Here is a 16,557-nt window from a genome sequence, read left to right as displayed (position 1 = left end):
TACTTTTTGAAATAATGCTTGATGTCAAATTGCGAAACGAAGGTGATTTTAAAAATAATATGAGTAAATTGAAGTGATGTCTCGATTAATTAATACAATATTTTATCTGATTTTAATGCTCATTTGCAGCGCTGTATACGCAATACCATTACAGACTGGCGATTTGATTTTTCAGACCTCTAAATCTGCACAGAGTCAGGTGATCCAACTGGCAACGCATTCACCTTATAGTCATATGGGAATGTTGGTGAATAAAAATGGTCGATTATGGGTCTTGGAAGCAATCCAACCTGTTCAATACACACCATTTGAGGCGTGGATACGGCGTGGTGTGGGTCAAAAATATGTCGTAAAGCGTTTGATTCAAGGTTTAAACTCAAAACAACAAAATGCTTTAATCAAAAATGCAGAACAGTATTTAAATAAACCTTATGATATTTATTTTGAATGGGATGATCGTGCGATTTACTGTTCTGAAATTGTGTGGAAAGCCTATAAAAATGCTTTGGCAATAGAATTGACACCCTTGCAACAATTAAAAGCGTTTGATTTAAGTCATGTAAAAGTCAAAGCCTTAATGAAGCAGCGCTATGGTGAACATATTCCATTACAAGAAAAAGTGATTAGCCCTAAAGCACTGTTTGATTCTCGATATTTAAAAACAGTGTATAGTCGATAGGCATAAAAAAACCTGAGTCATGATGCTCAGGTTTTTTATAAGAATGTAAAACATTCTAGAATGTGGCGACCCTACGGGGATTCGAACCCCGGTTACCGCCGTGAAAGGGCGATGTCCTAGGCCTCTAGACGATAGGGTCAATAAAATGAGGCATACCTTTGAATTTAGAAACTAAACCATAAATTAATGGCGACCCTACGGGGATTCGAACCCCGGTTACCGCCGTGAAAGGGCGATGTCCTAGGCCTCTAGACGATAGGGTCGTTTCAGAGGTGGGCGTATATTAGGGTGAATAAGTGAATGTGTCAAACACTTTTCAGCAATAAAAAAGAAAAAATAATTTGAATGTATAAATATAAAACAATATTTTGGGTTTTGGTTGAATTTAGCACAGTTTTGGGGTTATGTGAGCTAAAGTGCTTGAAGAATAGCTTGAATGACAGCAGGATTTTGTAAATAACCAGCAATATTATGTGGGCGGTCAATAAATGTCCGAATGCGTTGATTTAGAATATGAGGTTCAAAATTAAAAGGTGCATTGCTTAAAGGAAAAGCACTTAAAAAATCGTCTTGAGAATAAAAATTGAACCAATCACCCTGTAAAATTGTTGGGCGCAGAATAGGATGCAAAATTTTGGCTTGAATGACACGAAAAGCTAAGGGAGAAGCGAGAGTAATAAAACGTTGTATATTATATTTCGGATTAAGTCTTTGTAATAAATTATAGGCAATCACAGTGCCAAGTGAATGCGCAACAATAATATGTGGCTCATGTTCATCTAAACACTTTAGAACCCGTTGATGTACTTCTTGTAAAAAGTTTGCATTATCTAAATATAAATAAGTTTCAATCAGAAAACGATGAATCATACTTTCATGCAGTTGAGGAAAATGATTTAAAAGTAATACAAATTCTTTTAATGCACTGTCTTTGATCATCTCTGATGCTAAATAGAGTTGTGTTTTAAGTGCAACAGGTTGCTGAGGAGAAAGTGTCGGAATAAATGGAGGAGGGTGAATAGAAAGTGTAGAGGGCTTTTTAGCAAAATATGGGACATGAAAATTAAGCAAAAATTTAGGCAAGAGCATTTCTAAATCAAAATGATTACTCAAATGATGTGTGGTGATGAGATCGCCATAAAATGCCAATTGAATATTTAATGGAGATTTGAGCGCAATTTGCTGAGCATTTATACCTTGCTGAAAAATATCACACCAATATCTTTGTAGAGATTGAGCTGTGTGGTTTTGTTGATTCATGCCATGAATAAAAATAATTTTCATTAAAATTTTAAAAAATAGTTTTTTATTTCATCCAATATAACAATTGTCATCATCATTAGGGAGTTTAAAATATAAAAAAGTGCAGCTTACGCTACACTCTTTTAGGCTCATTGCTTTTGTTTAGTTATTATTATTTTGATTTATAAAAATAAGCATAACTTGCATAACAACCTGCAATAAACACTAAACAACTGATAAAGCCAACATGCATTTCGGGGTCAAACACCATACTAATTCCTGTAATTAAACAGAAAATAAACCCTAAAATTGGAATAATAGGAAAGAAAGGCACGGAAAAAGCAAGATCAGATTTACGATGTCCTGCTTTATACCATGTACGACGAAAATTAAATTGACTCCAGCAAATACTCATCCACACAATTACCATTGTAAATGCTGCAATTCCTAATAGATTTTTAAAAATCTTTTCAGGTGCAAATTGCTCAGACAATAAGCCAGGCATTGCGCCTAACATGGTCACTAACACTGCAATATAGGGAATACCACGAGCATTTAATTTAGAAAATATAGCAGGGAGCTGTTTTTTTGCGGATAACGACCACATCATACGTGAAGCTGCAAATAAACCTGAGTTTGCTGCTGATAATAATGCCGTAATAATCACAAAACGAATAATATCTTCAGCATAAGGAATACCAATATGCGTAAACACCGTAACGAATGGGCTACTACTAACACCTTCAGCATTTAAGCCTGCCAGTTCATGCGGAAGAAGTGCGCTAATTACAATGATTGTACCCACGAAGAAAATTAACAAACGCCATAGTGCAGTATTAATCGCTTTAGGTACATTTTTTGCGGGGTCTTTGGTTTCACCCGCTGCAACGCCGATCAACTCTGTCCCAGAAAAGGCAAAATTAACAATTAACATTGTGGTAAAGATAGGAAACAAACCTTGTGGAAACCAGTCTCCTGCTGTCAAGTTGCTAAAAAGAGGTGCTGTGCTATAGCCGTCGTAATGAATGACACCAAAAATAGCCAGTAAACCTAGCAGAATAAAAGCAACAACAGTCACTACTTTGATTAAAGAGAGCCAGAACTCAGATTCAGCAAACCAGCGTGTCGAACTCATGTTGAGTATAAGTACAATAGCTGCAAAAATAAGTGTCCATAACCACATAGAAACTTGTGGAAACCATTCTTGCATCAACAAGGCGGCGGCGGTAAATTCGGTACCCAAAGTCGCTGACCATGTTAACCAGTACAGCCATGTCACAGTATAACCTGTTGCAGGACCAATATATTTTTGAGCATAAGAGCCAAAAGAGCCTGATTCTGGCATGTGTACAGCAAGTTCGCCCAAACATAGCATCACCATATAGGCAATAATACCACCCAAAATATAGGAGATAATGGCACCAATAGGACCCGCTTGAGCAATAACTTCACCAGAGCCTAGAAATAAGCCTGTGCCTATTGCACCACCTAGTGAAATCATCACCAAATGTCGAGTACTCATTGCACGTTTTAATTGTGCAGAATCGTCCTGAGTTTGGTTGTCATTCTGAGTATGAGATGGCTGCATAAAAAGTAATGAAAGATAAATAGGAAGCGCAGTATTGTAGGTGTTATTGCGTTAGAGTTCAAAGCCGAACTGATAAATTCAGTGTAATTGTATAGATTGTTTGAACAATTAATAAAGTCGGATGTTAAAAAATAGACAAGATGAGATGCAAGAAAAAAATGCTTGGAGTTCTAAGGAAATTGAGATGAGTATATGAAATACTAAAAATATATGGCGACCCTACGGGGATTCGAACCCCGGTTACCGCCGTGAAAGGGCGATGTCCTAGGCCTCTAGACGATAGGGTCGTTTAGAAGATGGCGCTATCTTATTGATCCGCCATCAAAGTGTCAAGTACATGAGGAGAGAGTTTGTTCAAAATATAGCAAAACAGTTCAGCAGTTTTTTGAGTGTCATATAAAGCAGAGTGTGCTTCTTTGCCATCAAACTCAATTCCTGCCTGAATACATGATTTTGCTAATACAGTTTGACCAAACATCACAGCACTCAAAGTGACTGTATCAAATACAGAAAAACTATGAAATGGATTTTGATTTTTAGTTCCTGTACGTGCAATGGCTGCTTTGAGAAAACCTAAATCAAAATGTGCATTATGCCCAACCAAAACCGCATGCGTACATTGTTGTTGGCGACGAACTTCATTCACTGCTTTAAACATACGTTTTAAAGCTGTTTTTTCGTCTTCAGCCATCGCAATACGCATAGGATTTGATGGATCAATCCCAATAAAATCTAATGATCGACGGTCTAAATGAGCACCTTCAAAAGGATTAATGTGTGCGTGATGAGCCTCACCAGGCACAAATTTTCCTTCAGCATCATAAATAATTGGAATACACGCAATTTCAAGTAGAGCGTCTGTATCTGCATTAAAGCCTGCTGTTTCAACATCCACGACAACGGGTAAAAAACCACGGAATCGTTGAGCAATTACAGGCTGTATTTCAGTTGTCACACTTTTCTCCATTGAATGGTTTTACCCGCATATAATGGAATAATATTTTCACCATCCAAATAGTCTAAACTTTCAGGAATCACTTGGTCTTCTTTTACAAGGGTGATGGTTTTGGTATTACGAGGAAGTCCGTAGAAATCAGCACCGAAATGACTTGCAAAACCTTCTAAACGCTCAATTTTACCAATTTGGTCAAATGCTTGAGCATAAAGTTCAATTGCTGTTGGCGCACTATAACAGCCTGCACATCCACAAGCATTTTCTTTAGCATTTTTTGAATGCGGAGCACTATCAGTACCTAAGAAAAATTTAGGGTTACCGCTACTTGCAACTTCTAATAATGTTTGTTGGTGAACTTGACGTTTTAGAATTGGTAAGCAATAAAAATGAGGCTTAATGCCACCCACTAACATGTCATTACGGTTAAATAATAAATGTTGTGGTGTGATGGTTGCAGCAACATTACGATCTTGTTCTAAGACAAAATGCGCAGCTTCACTGGTTGTGATGTGTTCCAATACCAATTTTAATTTTGGAAATTGTCTTAATAAAGGAACTAAGACTTCATCTAAAAAGCGTTTTTCACGATCAAAAATATCAACATGGTTATGTGTAACTTCACCATGTAATAATAATGGGACTTGATGTTCTTCAAGCTGTTCAATGACACCGTAAACCTTACGAATATCACTCACGCCATTATCTGAATTTGTCGTAGCGCCTGCTGGATAAAGTTTAATTGCATTGACATGGGTTGAGTCTTTAATCTTTTTCACTTCAGAAGGTGCGGTTTGATCTGTAAAATACAGCACCATGCGTGGGTCAAAGTCCATGCCTTCAGGTACATGTGCCATGATACGTTCACGATAAGCCAATGCTTCTTCAACTGTTTTTACAGGTGGAACAAGATTTGGCATACAAATCGCACGAGCAAATTGTTTTGCTAAATCAGGAACAGTACGTTTTAATGCAAGACCATCTCTAAGATGAGCGTGCCAATCATCGGGCTGAAGAATAGTAATCGTGTTCAAGGCAGTTCTTACTGAAAAATAAAGTAGATGATAATCCATTCCAACAAAAATGGTAACCGCTATTTTTCGCTTGCTAAATCTTTGCACATATTCTATAGATTGAATTGATGTTTTTTTAGCAATATTTATTTCTATTTTAAAATTAAATGTTTATTCTTTATACAATACTTTAAAATAGTCAGAAAATAGCAGAGGAAAAATAAATACTTTGATTTAATGTAGGATAATCAAATAAATATTTTCTATTGAGTAAAGAGTCGGCTTATTTTAAAAAAACGCAATAAAATTACACTTTCCTTTTGATAAAGTGTTAAATTTGTCACGTTTTTTGATGCAAATATATTTTGAGTGAATAAATTAATCTTTTAAATGATTGGTATATTTAACAGGCTGATATTCAAAAAATAATTTATTGGTTTTACTTTGGGTAAAGTATATTGTGTTGATAGGGTTATGATAAAAAGCATATCGGTTAGACTAAAAAATTTAGATAACGATTTGTTTTTTAATATTTAAAATGAGATGAATAGAGAGTAGAAAATGCGCAAAAGTGTGCCATTCATCATGTTGTTTGCATGTGTCACGATTTTTAATACATCAATTTATGCGACAACAAGCAAAGCTGCGAATGATGATAAAAAAACAGCTCAAGTTGCATCTGCACCATCCGTTAGTTGGGATAAAGAGTCCATAAATAAAGCTGTGTGGTCTGCTCAATTAGCACGTGGACAGTATCCTGCTTATGCACGAGCACAAGTCATGCTCAACAATTTACATGCTTCTCCTGGTCCAATTGATGCAAAAAGTGGTAAAAATTTCTTGAAAGCAATTTCTGCTTACCAACAAATGAATGGTCTAGAAATTACAGGGGTTTTGAATCAAAGCACATGGAATAGTTTGGTTGCTCAGCAAACACAACCTGCCTTTACTGAATATACGATTACAGCACAGGACTTAAAAGGTCCTTATGCGAAAAGTATTCCACGTAATTATGCTTTACAAGCGAAAATGAAAGGCTTGTATTACACGCGTATTACTGAAATGTTGGGCGAAAAATTTCATATTGATGAAGAATTTCTAAAACAAATAAATCCTAAAGTAAATTTTAATAAAGCAGGTCAGAAAATTATTGTACCGAATGTACGTAATGATTTATCTGCGGATATTACTTTGATTGTGGCACATAAAGGCGCACGTCAATTATATTTGTTTAATCATTTAAATCAATTGGTTGGGTCTTTCCCTGCAACCATTGGTGGTGCTGATACGCCTTCGCCTAAAGGTACACATAAAGTCGTAAAAGTCGCAGCAAATCCTTATTATGGTTATTCACCAAAGAATTTTGTACAAGGTGGTAATAAGAAACCTTTAACATTACCACCTGGTCCAAATGGTCCTGTGGGTAATATGTGGATTGCTTTAAGTAAGCCGTCTTTTGGTATTCATGGCACACCAAATCCATCTTTAATTTCGAAAACAGCATCGCATGGTTGTATTCGTTTGACCAATTGGGATGCGAATGATTTAGGGCGTAAAGTTCAAGAAGGCGCTGTAGTAAAATTTTTAGAGTGATTTTAGCCCTTAAAATTTTTTGTTTATAAATAGAGGTATTTTATACCTCTATTTTTATTTTAAATTTATTATTTAATAATATTAAAATAATTATTTATTATTACTTTAATATTATTGTGATTTAAATCGCTTAATATAATAAAAATGTGATTTATTTTATTTTTATAAAGTTGGAATTAATTATTTCATTGCATTATTTATAATGTTAATCTTGTTGAGGTTTTATTTATTTTTAAAAATAAACTTTAAAATAATGGAATGTAAAAGTAAGTAGTAAATAGATGAATAGTAAAATAGAAGATGAACCCGAAATCCAAGAACTAGAAAGACAGCGAAAAGAATACGAGTGCTTACTCGAAAATCAATCAAAAAGTATGTCATCACTTTTTTCAAAATCATTAGAGTCTAAGTTTTGGAAAGATCGTGAAGACAGATTAACTAAATTAATTGTACGTGCATTTTTTCCAGCCACCATTTTCTATTTTTTATTTGAACTGATTAGTTTACCCATTAACTATTTTACGACTGAGGTGATGTATCGCAAACATGATGTTCTGATGACGCTTATTTCATATAGCACAGGATGGATTGCATTATTAACGGTTTACTTAATGGCAAAGCATCCTATATGGAAAGTTTATTATCGTCATGTTGTTATGACTGTCATTATGATCGGTTTGAGTATTGTACAAATTGTTTTATTTTCAACTCAATCAGGATCTATGACATGGCGAGGCACATTAATTATTATTTTTGCATTAATGTTTGCTTATATTTGTTCAGGTATACGTCCGCGATATACTTTTATCGCAGGTATGATGTCCGCACTCATAACATGTTTAGTGTTATGGATAACAGGGAAATATGTACCACAATGGGTATTATTTAATGTCTTAGTCTTAGGAAATTTAGTCGGTTTAGGTCTTGCAGTTTTAACCATTTCAACAGAAAGAATCCGTTTTTTGCAGTCGCTTATTATTGATCTTGATAAAAAAATATATGCTGCTTTAAATCAGCATTTAGTACGGTTAAGTCATCAAGATACTTTAACATTACTCGATAATCGTAGAAGTTTTGAACAGAAATTTTCACAAAGTTTATATCGTGCAAAAGATAAATATCAACCTTTAGCATTATTATTTATAGATGTCGATTTTTTTAAGTTATTTAATGATTATTATGGGCATCAACAAGGAGATATGGCTTTAATCTCTGTAGCTGAAGTATTAAAAAAGAATATTCAAGACGATGATATTGCAATTCGTTATGGTGGAGAGGAGTTTATTATTTTATTAAATAATAGTTCTTATGAAGCCGCGATTAAAGTTGCAAAAAAATTACTTGAGGATATGTATAAACAAAAAATTCCACATGAGCATTCTAAAATTTCCAAATATTTAACGATCAGTATTGGTTTAACGGTTTATTTAGGAAATGAGCATATTTTAGAAAAAGAGCTTTTAAATATCGCGGATAATGCCTTATATCAAGCCAAAAAACAGGGACGCAATCAGTATATTTTTATGCCTACCAATACCAATATGCATGATATAGAAGTCAATAAAAACCCAGTTAAAAACTCATAGCTGAATTCTGTATTGTATTCATCCGTATTCGCATAGTCAGTGATCGCGCAAAGGGTTATTATAGCTGCATTATTGCATTGGAATGAATTATGAAAATTGTTGCAGATGAAAATCTAGCATTTACTGAATACTTTTTTTCAGAATACGGGGAAATTCATCAAGCAGCAGGGCGTACTTTGACCCATGATGATGTCAAAGAGAGTGATGTTTTATTGGTGCGTTCAGTGACCAAAGTTAACGAAGCATTGATTGAAAATACAGCACTTAAATTTGTTGGGAGTGCAACGATTGGCACGGATCATTTAGATATTGAGGCTTTAGAAAAGCATCAGATTGCTTGGTCAAATGCAGCAGGTTGTAATGCTCAAGCTGTTGCAGAATATGTGATTACGGCATTATTACATTTAAATGTAAGTTTAATTGATCAAAATAAAACATTTACTTTAGGGATTATTGGACTGGGTAATGTAGGTTCACGTTTGGCTTATATGGCAACTTTACTTGGTTGGCATGTGATCGGTTATGATCCCTTTGTAAAATGTAATTATATTCAACAAGTTGAATTAGAAAAATTATTAAAAACAGCCGATGCAATTAGCATACATGTTCCACTCACCAAAACAGGTGAGCATCCAACCTATCATTTGATTAATGCTGAAGCATTAGCAATGATGAAACCTGAGACAATTTTAATTAATTCAGCACGTGGTGCTGTCGTAGAAGAAGCTGCGTTGATTGATGATATTAAAAAAACACAGCGTAAAGTCGTACTGGATGTATTTGAACATGAGCCTGAGATTTCTCAGCAATTATTAGACTTAATCCGCATCGTCACCCCACACATTGCAGGTTATAGCCTTGAGGGTAAGGCACGCGGTACACAAATGATCTATGAGGCATTTTGTAAAACGTTTGACTATGCTGCACACAAAAAATTTGAGAGCCAATTGCCTGCATGTGAACAATATTTTTATGGCAATAATATTAAGCAAACATTGAAAAAGTATCTTACAGAAATTTATGACATTCAACGTGATGATGATAATTTAAGAGCTTGTTTAAAAGATGGTAAAGTAGATCAAAAAGCCTTTGATTATCTTAGAAAAACTTATCCTTTACGTCGTGAATGGGCTGCACACGGGGGACCTAAAGCATGAGTTTATCGCTTTCTGAAAACATAAATTATCAACCGACTTGTGATTTGGCTGCACTCAAAGCCCGTGCGAAAATGTACAGTCAAATTCGTCAGTTTTTTGCTGAACGAGATGTGTTGGAAGTTGAAACGCCTGTCTTGTCACAAGCGGGTGTGACTGATGTGCATTTGGCTTCTGTGCAAGCGCAACGTCATGTACAAGGTAAAAAGCAAACGCATTATTTGCAGACTTCGCCTGAATTTGCCATGAAGCGTTTGCTCGCAAGTGGCAGTGGTGCGATTTATCAGATTTGTAAAGTGTTCCGTGATGATGAACATGGGCGCAAACACAACAGCGAATTTACCATGTTGGAATGGTATCGACCTGCATTTACACTGAAAGATTTGATGTTGGAAGTGACTGATTTATTGAATGTGGTTTTGGCGCAACGTTTCGGTGAAGTTCGCCCAACCATTTATAGTTATAAACATGCATTTATGGATCGTTTGGATTTGAATCCATTGCAAGCAACTTTGGCGGAATTGAAAGATGCATGTCACCGTGTGGGTCTAAATCTAGATTTGGGTGATGATCGTTTAGGGTATATCGACCTGTTATTTTCACACATGGTTGAGCCAAGTTTAGGTTTTGATACACCTGTGTTTTTAACCGATTTTCCACCTGAGTTGGCTTCTCTTGCTAAGACACGTGTAGATGAAGATGGTGAGTTGGTTGCAGCACGTTTTGAGCTTTATATTGAAGGTTTAGAGCTTGCCAATGCTTATGATGAGCTAATTGATGCCGATGTATTGCGTGGTCGTTTTGAGGCGGATAATGCTGAGCGTGAAAAACTCGGTTTGCATGTGATGCCGATAGATGAATACTTACTTGCAGCTTTGCCGAATATGCCTGAATGTTCGGGAATTGCTTTGGGAATAGATCGTCTGTTGATGGTGGTTCAAAATCAAATGAAGCTTGAAAAAGTGGTGAGTTTTACAGCGGGTGTGTCGTGATGATTGTTTACAGATGCATGGGTATAAATTTAACCAGTTTGGCATTCCACCGTACAACGGTGGAACGAGATGAAATCTAAATGTTATTATTTCGTTGAAAAATGTGATAGAACTGATCAAAAAAAGTGACTTAGAAATAAGTCGCTTTTTTTTGATGAATGGTAGTTTTTAAAAATTTTAAATAATATTTATATTTTGCATAAGCACCATTATGTTATATGAAGTAAGTTATCTAAGTATTATAAAGTTAAATAGTAGCTCAAATTCGTCTTAATGCGACAGAACCTCATTTTGAATGTTCAGTAGCCGCCTTATCTTTTTTATAAATGTACTCTGCATCCTCGCGAATTGCTGTAATACCTTCACGTTTAGGAAGCCTACTTGGCACTTGAATATCCCATGCAAGTCCAAAGACTTCTAATAATCTAATAAAATGCCATCCAATATCAATTTGACCTTTATATAGCCCATGTTTAGCTGATGCAGGAAATGCATGATGGTTATTGTGCCAGCTTTCTCCAAATGTTGGAATTGCCATTAAGGGAACGTCGTGAGCTTGAACACCTGCACCATCAACCAACCAACTTTGAGGTCCACTTGTATGCGCAAAATATGAAATATACCAATGCATCGTTGTGCATGCAGCAACACGGACACATATACCCCAAATTAACCATGACATGCCACCCAACATGTATAAAGCTAAAGCTATTGGCAGTTGCTGTAACATCCAGGTTTTTTCTAGGAAAAAAATAAACTTGTCATTTAATATCTCTTCACCAGGATTAAATTCAGGTGGTTTATCCATTACAAATTTACAGTGTAGGTTGTACCATGCATCTTTTAGCATGCCTTGTCGATGTGCCAAGAAGTCGTGACAACTTGGCTGCCGTTGAGCCCAATCTCGAGTATCATGAGTTTTGATAGTCCAAAGCGGACCACCTATACCAACGATTGTTCCCATCCATAATAGAAAATATTCGACCCATTTATGGCATTTAAAACTTCGATGAATGAGTCTACGATGAAAACCAACCGAGTGCCCCATACAAAGTGTTAAAGCACTGAGTAATAAAAATACAAGAAATGCAGACCATGTAAAATAGATAGGAGCTAAAATAATTGCAGTCAAAAAAATAAATGAGTTCCAAAGTGAACGCCATTTATCCCATATTATTTTTCCTGTTAAGGGACTAACATCTTCATTCAGAATTAGTGAATTAACTTTAAATGCACCTTCTGAAGCGCCACCATGTGTTGCCATCAAATCAAACCTTTTACTATGAAAAACATGGTTAGAAAAGGAGTTAAAACAACTACTCCAGATAGAGAAACGAGTTTAATATATTGATAAAAATCTTTAACAGTAGCCTTATAATGTGATTTTGGTAAAATTTCCTCTCTCATTTCACCAATAGTCATATCTAGTAATGCATCATAAGAATAATTTTCATAAAGAGTTTTACTTTGCCGACCTCTTACAAATGCTCGGAATTGCTTTTTTGGAATTAATATTGCACCCATACTGACTAAAGGAATGCAAAAAAGTGTCGTATATAAATTGGGGTATTTACCAGCCGCAAACTCCCATGCAGAAATTTGAAACTCCCCAATCGGTGAACACGGATATCCCGTTAAAATATGATGCAAATCGTGAAAAGGAATGGCTTTTTTGCGCCATTCAAAATTTGGCAAGTATACTTTTAAATCTCGACAACCAAATGGAGACCACTTATCTTTGCTTACACCACCATCTGATGGAAATCCATTCATCGTATAAAATAAGTTTAGAGCCTCTCTCAACTTCATTTCCGATGCAAACGCCATGCAGTTGTACCTATTAAAGAAATCATTAAGTGAATATAGCTTAAAATTAATTCAATTTGTACATTGAATAAACAATATTTAGATGACCTTGCTTAACTGCAAGAATGTAGATACTACCATTTCGGATGTTTCGTATTAAAACGGCTTTGTTACACAAAGCTATTTGTAAAGTCAGATTCAGTAATATAATTTTAGAATGAATAAACCCACCCCCATCCCTGAGAGGATTTTTCTTTAAACGGTATGACTATGATGCCCCAACTCATGCTTTAACTGCGCAATCGCCTCAATCCGTTTTTGAATGAGCATTTCACCAATATCCACACCTTTGATCTCAGGTGGTAGGTCAGAAGCCTTGATGGTACGAACACGTTGCGTGATTTTCCATAAAAACTCAGCTTGAGGATAATCACGATCTTCCATACCTAAGCGACCACGTGCATCACATTCACAGGCTTGTAAAAATGCCTCCACACGCTCAGGACGACGCAATACATCCAAACGCTGTAACAGACGCCACAAAGTCCCTGCTTTTAAGGTAAATGCCTGATGACATTTTAAATGCTCCTTGCACACAGCAAGCGCAAGTTGTTTGGTATGCGTTGGTACTTTTAAACGATCACATACTTCAGTCACAGGTGCTATACCACGTTCTTCATGCTGAACATGACGCGGCAATTCATCAACAGGGGTGAGTGCTTTACCCAAATCATGCACTAAAACCGCAAAACGAACATCTAAAGAATAGTTGGCTTTACAGGCTTGGTGCAAAGACATTAATGTGTGAATACCACAGTCTATTTCAGGATGATATTCAGGACGCTGTGGAACACCAAACAAAGCATCTATTTCAGGAAATAAAACTTTGAGCGCACCACAATCACGTAAAACCTGAAAATACATATCGGCATGATTTTCCATCAAGGCGCGCGAGGTCTCTTTCCAAACCCGTTCAGGGGGCAGTGCTTCAAGTTCACCTGACTCAGCCAATTGACGCATGAGCGCCAAAGTCTCATCGGCAATGCTAAAACCATATTGTGCATAACGCGCAGCAAAACGCGCTACACGTAGCACACGCAAAGGATCTTCGGCAAAGGCATCCGAAACGTGACGCAGGATTTTATTGTTTAAATCATTTTGCCCATGATAGGGGTCAAATACCTGACCTGTATCATCCATTGCCATAGCATTGATGGTGAGGTCACGGCGAATCAGGTCTTCTTCCAAAGTCACATCAGGATCGGTAAAAAACTCAAATCCATGATAACCATGTCCTGACTTACGCTCAGTGCGTGCAAGTGCATATTCTTCTTTTGTTTCAGGATGCAAAAACACAGGAAAATCTTTGCCCACAGGTTGATAGCCTTGAGCGATCAGTTGTTCTGGTGTTGCACCGACAACCACATAATCTTTTTCGTGATAGGGATGTCCGAGTAAATGATCTCTGACGGCACCGCCTACTAAATAAACTTGCATGAAAAAACCTCTATTCTTCAAGCCATGATGCTACAGAATAGAGGTTTTCTCAAGTCACAAGATGTGAGTAAACGTGCAATTAAAGTGCAGCTTTCTCATTTTCCTGAATTTCAGCAACGGTTAATGCTGTCATATTCACAAGGCGACGTGTCGTTGCAGTCGGTGTCAAAATATGAACAGGTTTTGCTGCACCCAGTAAAATAGGACCAATCGTCACATTATTACCCGATGTAGATTTTAACAGGTTGAATGAAATGTTTGCCGCATCAAGATTTGGCATAATCAACAAGTTTGCAGAACCTTTGAAACGCGAGTTCGGGAATGCAAAATGACGTATATTTTCATCCAATGCCGCATCGGCATGCATTTCACCTTCAACTTCAAGGTCAGGTGCAATTTCAGTCAAAATTTCAAAAACTTTACGCATTTTTTGTGCGCTTGGGTCATTTTGATCTGAACCAAAACTTGAGTGTGACAATAAAGCAACACGAGGTGTCATACCAAAACGACGCACTTCTTCAGCCGCTAAAATGGTCATTTCAGCCAACTGTTCAGCCGTTGGGTTACGGTTGATGTACGTGTCTGCAATGAAAATATTACGATCTTCAAGCATCAAAGCGTTCAACGTAAAGAAGTTATTACGACCTTCTTTTAAACCAATGACATTTTTCACGAAATCAAGGTGAATGTCATAGCTTGAATACGTACCACAAAGCATACCGTCAGCTTTACCAAATTTGACAAGCATGGCTGCAATCAGTGTAGAGCGACGACGTGATTCACGCTGTGCATATTCAGGTGTAACACCTTTGCGTTGCATGATTGTGTGATAATCATCCGCAAATTTTTCATAATCAGGGTTATTTTCCTGATCAACAATCGTGATATTTTCACCATTTTGCAGACGTAAACCAAGTTTTTTGATATTCGCTTCAATCACTGCGGTGCGACCAACAAGAATCGGTTTAGCCAAATCTTCATCTACTGCAATTTGCACAGCACGGAGTACACGTAAATCTTCACCTTCTGCATAAACAATACGTTTAGGGTCAGATTTTGCTTGAGCAAAAATTGGTTTCATCATCAATGCTGAGTTATAAACAAACTCAGAAAGACGTTGACGATATGCAGAGAAGTCTTGAATTGGACGACTGGCAACACCTGAGTCCATTGCTGCTTGTGCAACAGCTGGCGCAATTTCAAGAATTAAACGTTGATCAAGTGGACGTGGAATTAAATAATCACGACCAAATGATGCAGATTTTTCACCATAAGAGGCTGCATCTGCTTCAACATGCGCCATGCGTGCAATCGCATGTACACAAGCAATCTTCATTTCTTCATTGATTGTCGTTGCACCAACATCAAGCGCACCACGGAAGATATAAGGGAAGCAAAGTGCATTGTTCACTTGGTTTGGATAGTCTGAACGACCTGTCGCCATGATCACGTCTGGACGAACTTCATGTGCATGTTCAGGTAAAATTTCAGGATCTGGGTTTGCCAATGCAAAGATGATTGGGTCAGCCGCCATCACTTTAACCATTTCTTTGGTTAAAATACCCGCAGCAGAAAGACCAAGGAACATATCTGCATCTGTAATAACATCTGCAAGTTGAGAACCTTCAATATCTTGTACATAACGCTTTTTAGAGTCATCCAAACCTTCACGTTTTGTGGTTAATAAACCACGTGAGTCAGCAACGATGATATTCTCTTTTTTTGCACCTAATGCGCATAATAAATCTAGGCAAGAAAGTGCTGCTGCACCTGCACCTGAAGCGACAATTTTAATCTCTTCAATTTTTTTGCCATTGAGTTGCAGTGCATTTAAAAGTGCTGAACCTACAATGATAGAAGTACCATGTTGGTCATCATGAAACACAGGAATGTTCATGCGTTCACGGAGTTTTTGTTCAATATAGAAGCATTCAGGTGCTTTGATGTCTTCTAAGTTGATCCCACCAAAAGTAGGCTCTAATGCAGCAACGATATCAACGATCTTATCAGGATCGTTCTCAGCAATTTCGATATCGAATACGTCAACACCAGCAAACTTTTTAAACAGTACGCCTTTACCTTCCATAACAGGTTTAGAAGCTAAAGGACCAATATTTCCCAGACCTAAAACGGCAGTACCATTACTGACCACTGCCACCAAGTTTCCACGTGCAGTATACAGTGCTGCTTTAGACGGATCTTTCTCGATTTCCAAACATGGCGCAGCAACACCTGGAGAATAGGCAAGTGCTAAATCATGTTGGTTAACGAGTTGTTTACTTGGAGTAACGCTGATTTTCCCTGGGCTTGGGAATTCATGGTAATAGAGGGCTTGCTGTTTTAGTGATTGATCGTCCATTTACATCTCGTTTGTTACAATGTACCAGCGGGGGCTGGCGATTTTGGCTAGATTTTCTTGAATATACCATTTGTTGAGCGATACGGACAGTCGAAA

Annotated in this window: 13 protein-coding genes and 3 tRNA genes; 5 read left to right on the top strand and 11 right to left on the bottom strand. The window is 36.9% G+C overall.

Annotation, left to right across the window (positions count from 1 at the left end):
• Positions 1–76: 76 nt before the first annotated feature.
• Positions 77–679, top strand: coding sequence for a YiiX family permuted papain-like enzyme (locus HX005_RS05160; protein ID WP_286376533.1), 603 nt, complete (start codon positions 77–79; stop codon positions 677–679).
• Positions 680–742: 63 nt separating this feature from the next.
• Here the strand turns inward: HX005_RS05160 and HX005_RS05155 are convergent.
• From HX005_RS05155 to pyrC, 7 genes are all read right to left on the bottom strand, one after another.
• Positions 743–818, bottom strand: a tRNA-Glu gene (locus HX005_RS05155).
• 48 nt (positions 819–866) lie between these two features.
• Positions 867–942 (bottom strand) — tRNA-Glu (locus HX005_RS05150).
• Between the two features lie 148 nt (positions 943–1,090).
• The gene (locus tag HX005_RS05145) at positions 1,091–1,963 is read right to left on the bottom strand and encodes a lipase family protein (protein WP_286376532.1); all 873 of its coding nucleotides are present in this window, start codon (positions 1,961–1,963) and stop codon (positions 1,091–1,093) included.
• A gap of 130 nt (positions 1,964–2,093) precedes the next feature.
• On the bottom strand, positions 2,094–3,509 hold the full coding sequence (locus HX005_RS05140; protein WP_286376531.1) for an amino acid permease: 1,416 nt from the start codon (positions 3,507–3,509) through the stop codon (positions 2,094–2,096).
• Positions 3,510–3,720: 211 nt separating this feature from the next.
• Positions 3,721–3,796: transfer RNA gene (locus HX005_RS05135), tRNA-Glu, on the bottom strand.
• 20 nt (positions 3,797–3,816) lie between these two features.
• A complete protein-coding gene (gene rnt / locus HX005_RS05130) occupies positions 3,817–4,476 on the bottom strand; it encodes a ribonuclease T (protein ID WP_107006466.1) in 660 nt (219 codons plus the stop codon).
• Positions 4,461–5,495, bottom strand: a complete 1,035-nt coding sequence (gene pyrC / locus HX005_RS05125; RefSeq protein ID WP_107006653.1) for a dihydroorotase — start codon at positions 5,493–5,495, stop codon at positions 4,461–4,463. Before pyrC ends, rnt begins: the two co-directional genes overlap by 16 nt.
• A gap of 540 nt (positions 5,496–6,035) precedes the next feature.
• Here pyrC and HX005_RS05120 point away from each other — a divergent pair.
• From HX005_RS05120 to epmA, 4 genes are all read left to right on the top strand, one after another.
• Complete coding sequence (locus tag HX005_RS05120) at positions 6,036–7,067, top strand: L,D-transpeptidase family protein (RefSeq protein ID WP_286376530.1); 1,032 nt, start codon at positions 6,036–6,038, stop codon at positions 7,065–7,067.
• A gap of 281 nt (positions 7,068–7,348) precedes the next feature.
• A complete protein-coding gene (locus HX005_RS05115; protein ID WP_286376529.1) occupies positions 7,349–8,653 on the top strand; it encodes a GGDEF domain-containing protein in 1,305 nt (434 codons plus the stop codon).
• An 89-nt stretch (positions 8,654–8,742) separates the two neighbouring features.
• Entirely contained in the window at positions 8,743–9,810 is a 1,068-nt protein-coding gene (locus HX005_RS05110) for a 4-phosphoerythronate dehydrogenase (RefSeq protein ID WP_286376528.1), read from the top strand.
• Positions 9,807–10,799, top strand: coding sequence for an EF-P lysine aminoacylase EpmA (epmA, locus tag HX005_RS05105; RefSeq protein ID WP_286376527.1), 993 nt, complete (start codon positions 9,807–9,809; stop codon positions 10,797–10,799). The genes HX005_RS05110 and epmA overlap by 4 nt, the downstream gene beginning before the upstream one ends.
• 286 nt (positions 10,800–11,085) lie before the next feature.
• On the opposite strand, the gene HX005_RS05100 is transcribed toward epmA, so the two are convergent.
• The 4 genes from HX005_RS05100 to HX005_RS05085 all read right to left on the bottom strand — a co-directional run bounded on the left by HX005_RS05100 (position 11,086) and on the right by HX005_RS05085 (position 16,461).
• On the bottom strand, positions 11,086–12,063 hold the full coding sequence (locus HX005_RS05100; RefSeq protein ID WP_286376526.1) for an acyl-CoA desaturase: 978 nt from the start codon (positions 12,061–12,063) through the stop codon (positions 11,086–11,088).
• On the bottom strand, positions 12,063–12,626 hold the full coding sequence (locus tag HX005_RS05095; protein ID WP_286376525.1) for a hypothetical protein: 564 nt from the start codon (positions 12,624–12,626) through the stop codon (positions 12,063–12,065). Before HX005_RS05095 ends, HX005_RS05100 begins: the two co-directional genes overlap by 1 nt.
• A gap of 234 nt (positions 12,627–12,860) precedes the next feature.
• Positions 12,861–14,102, bottom strand: coding sequence for a multifunctional CCA addition/repair protein (locus HX005_RS05090; RefSeq protein WP_286376524.1), 1,242 nt, complete (start codon positions 14,100–14,102; stop codon positions 12,861–12,863).
• Positions 14,103–14,181: 79 nt separating this feature from the next.
• Positions 14,182–16,461 carry an NADP-dependent malic enzyme gene (locus HX005_RS05085; RefSeq protein WP_107006474.1) on the bottom strand — a complete coding sequence of 760 codons (2,280 nt, stop codon included), beginning with the start codon at positions 16,459–16,461 and terminating at the stop codon, positions 14,182–14,184.
• Positions 16,462–16,557 lie beyond the last annotated feature (96 nt).

Source organism: Acinetobacter sp. R933-2, from assembly GCF_030325485.1.
In the GTDB taxonomy this organism is placed as follows: Bacteria; Pseudomonadota; Gammaproteobacteria; order Pseudomonadales; family Moraxellaceae; genus Acinetobacter; species Acinetobacter sichuanensis.
This window is presented reverse-complemented; position numbering and strand designations above follow the sequence as displayed.

Coding starts and splice junctions, on each gene's coding strand:
- HX005_RS05160 (WP_286376533.1), top strand. CDS start 77: ATGTCTCGATTAATTAATACAATATTTTATCTGATTTTAATGCTCATT.
- HX005_RS05145 (WP_286376532.1), bottom strand. CDS start 1,963: ATGAAAATTATTTTTATTCATGGCATGAATCAACAAAACCACACAGCT.
- HX005_RS05140 (WP_286376531.1), bottom strand. CDS start 3,509: ATGCAGCCATCTCATACTCAGAATGACAACCAAACTCAGGACGATTCT.
- rnt (WP_107006466.1), bottom strand. CDS start 4,476: ATGGAGAAAAGTGTGACAACTGAAATACAGCCTGTAATTGCTCAACGA.
- HX005_RS05120 (WP_286376530.1), top strand. CDS start 6,036: ATGCGCAAAAGTGTGCCATTCATCATGTTGTTTGCATGTGTCACGATT.
- HX005_RS05115 (WP_286376529.1), top strand. CDS start 7,349: ATGAATAGTAAAATAGAAGATGAACCCGAAATCCAAGAACTAGAAAGA.
- HX005_RS05110 (WP_286376528.1), top strand. CDS start 8,743: ATGAAAATTGTTGCAGATGAAAATCTAGCATTTACTGAATACTTTTTT.
- epmA (WP_286376527.1), top strand. CDS start 9,807: ATGAGTTTATCGCTTTCTGAAAACATAAATTATCAACCGACTTGTGAT.
- HX005_RS05100 (WP_286376526.1), bottom strand. CDS start 12,063: ATGGCAACACATGGTGGCGCTTCAGAAGGTGCATTTAAAGTTAATTCA.
- HX005_RS05095 (WP_286376525.1), bottom strand. CDS start 12,626: ATGGCGTTTGCATCGGAAATGAAGTTGAGAGAGGCTCTAAACTTATTT.
- HX005_RS05090 (WP_286376524.1), bottom strand. CDS start 14,102: ATGCAAGTTTATTTAGTAGGCGGTGCCGTCAGAGATCATTTACTCGGA.
- HX005_RS05085 (WP_107006474.1), bottom strand. CDS start 16,461: ATGGACGATCAATCACTAAAACAGCAAGCCCTCTATTACCATGAATTC.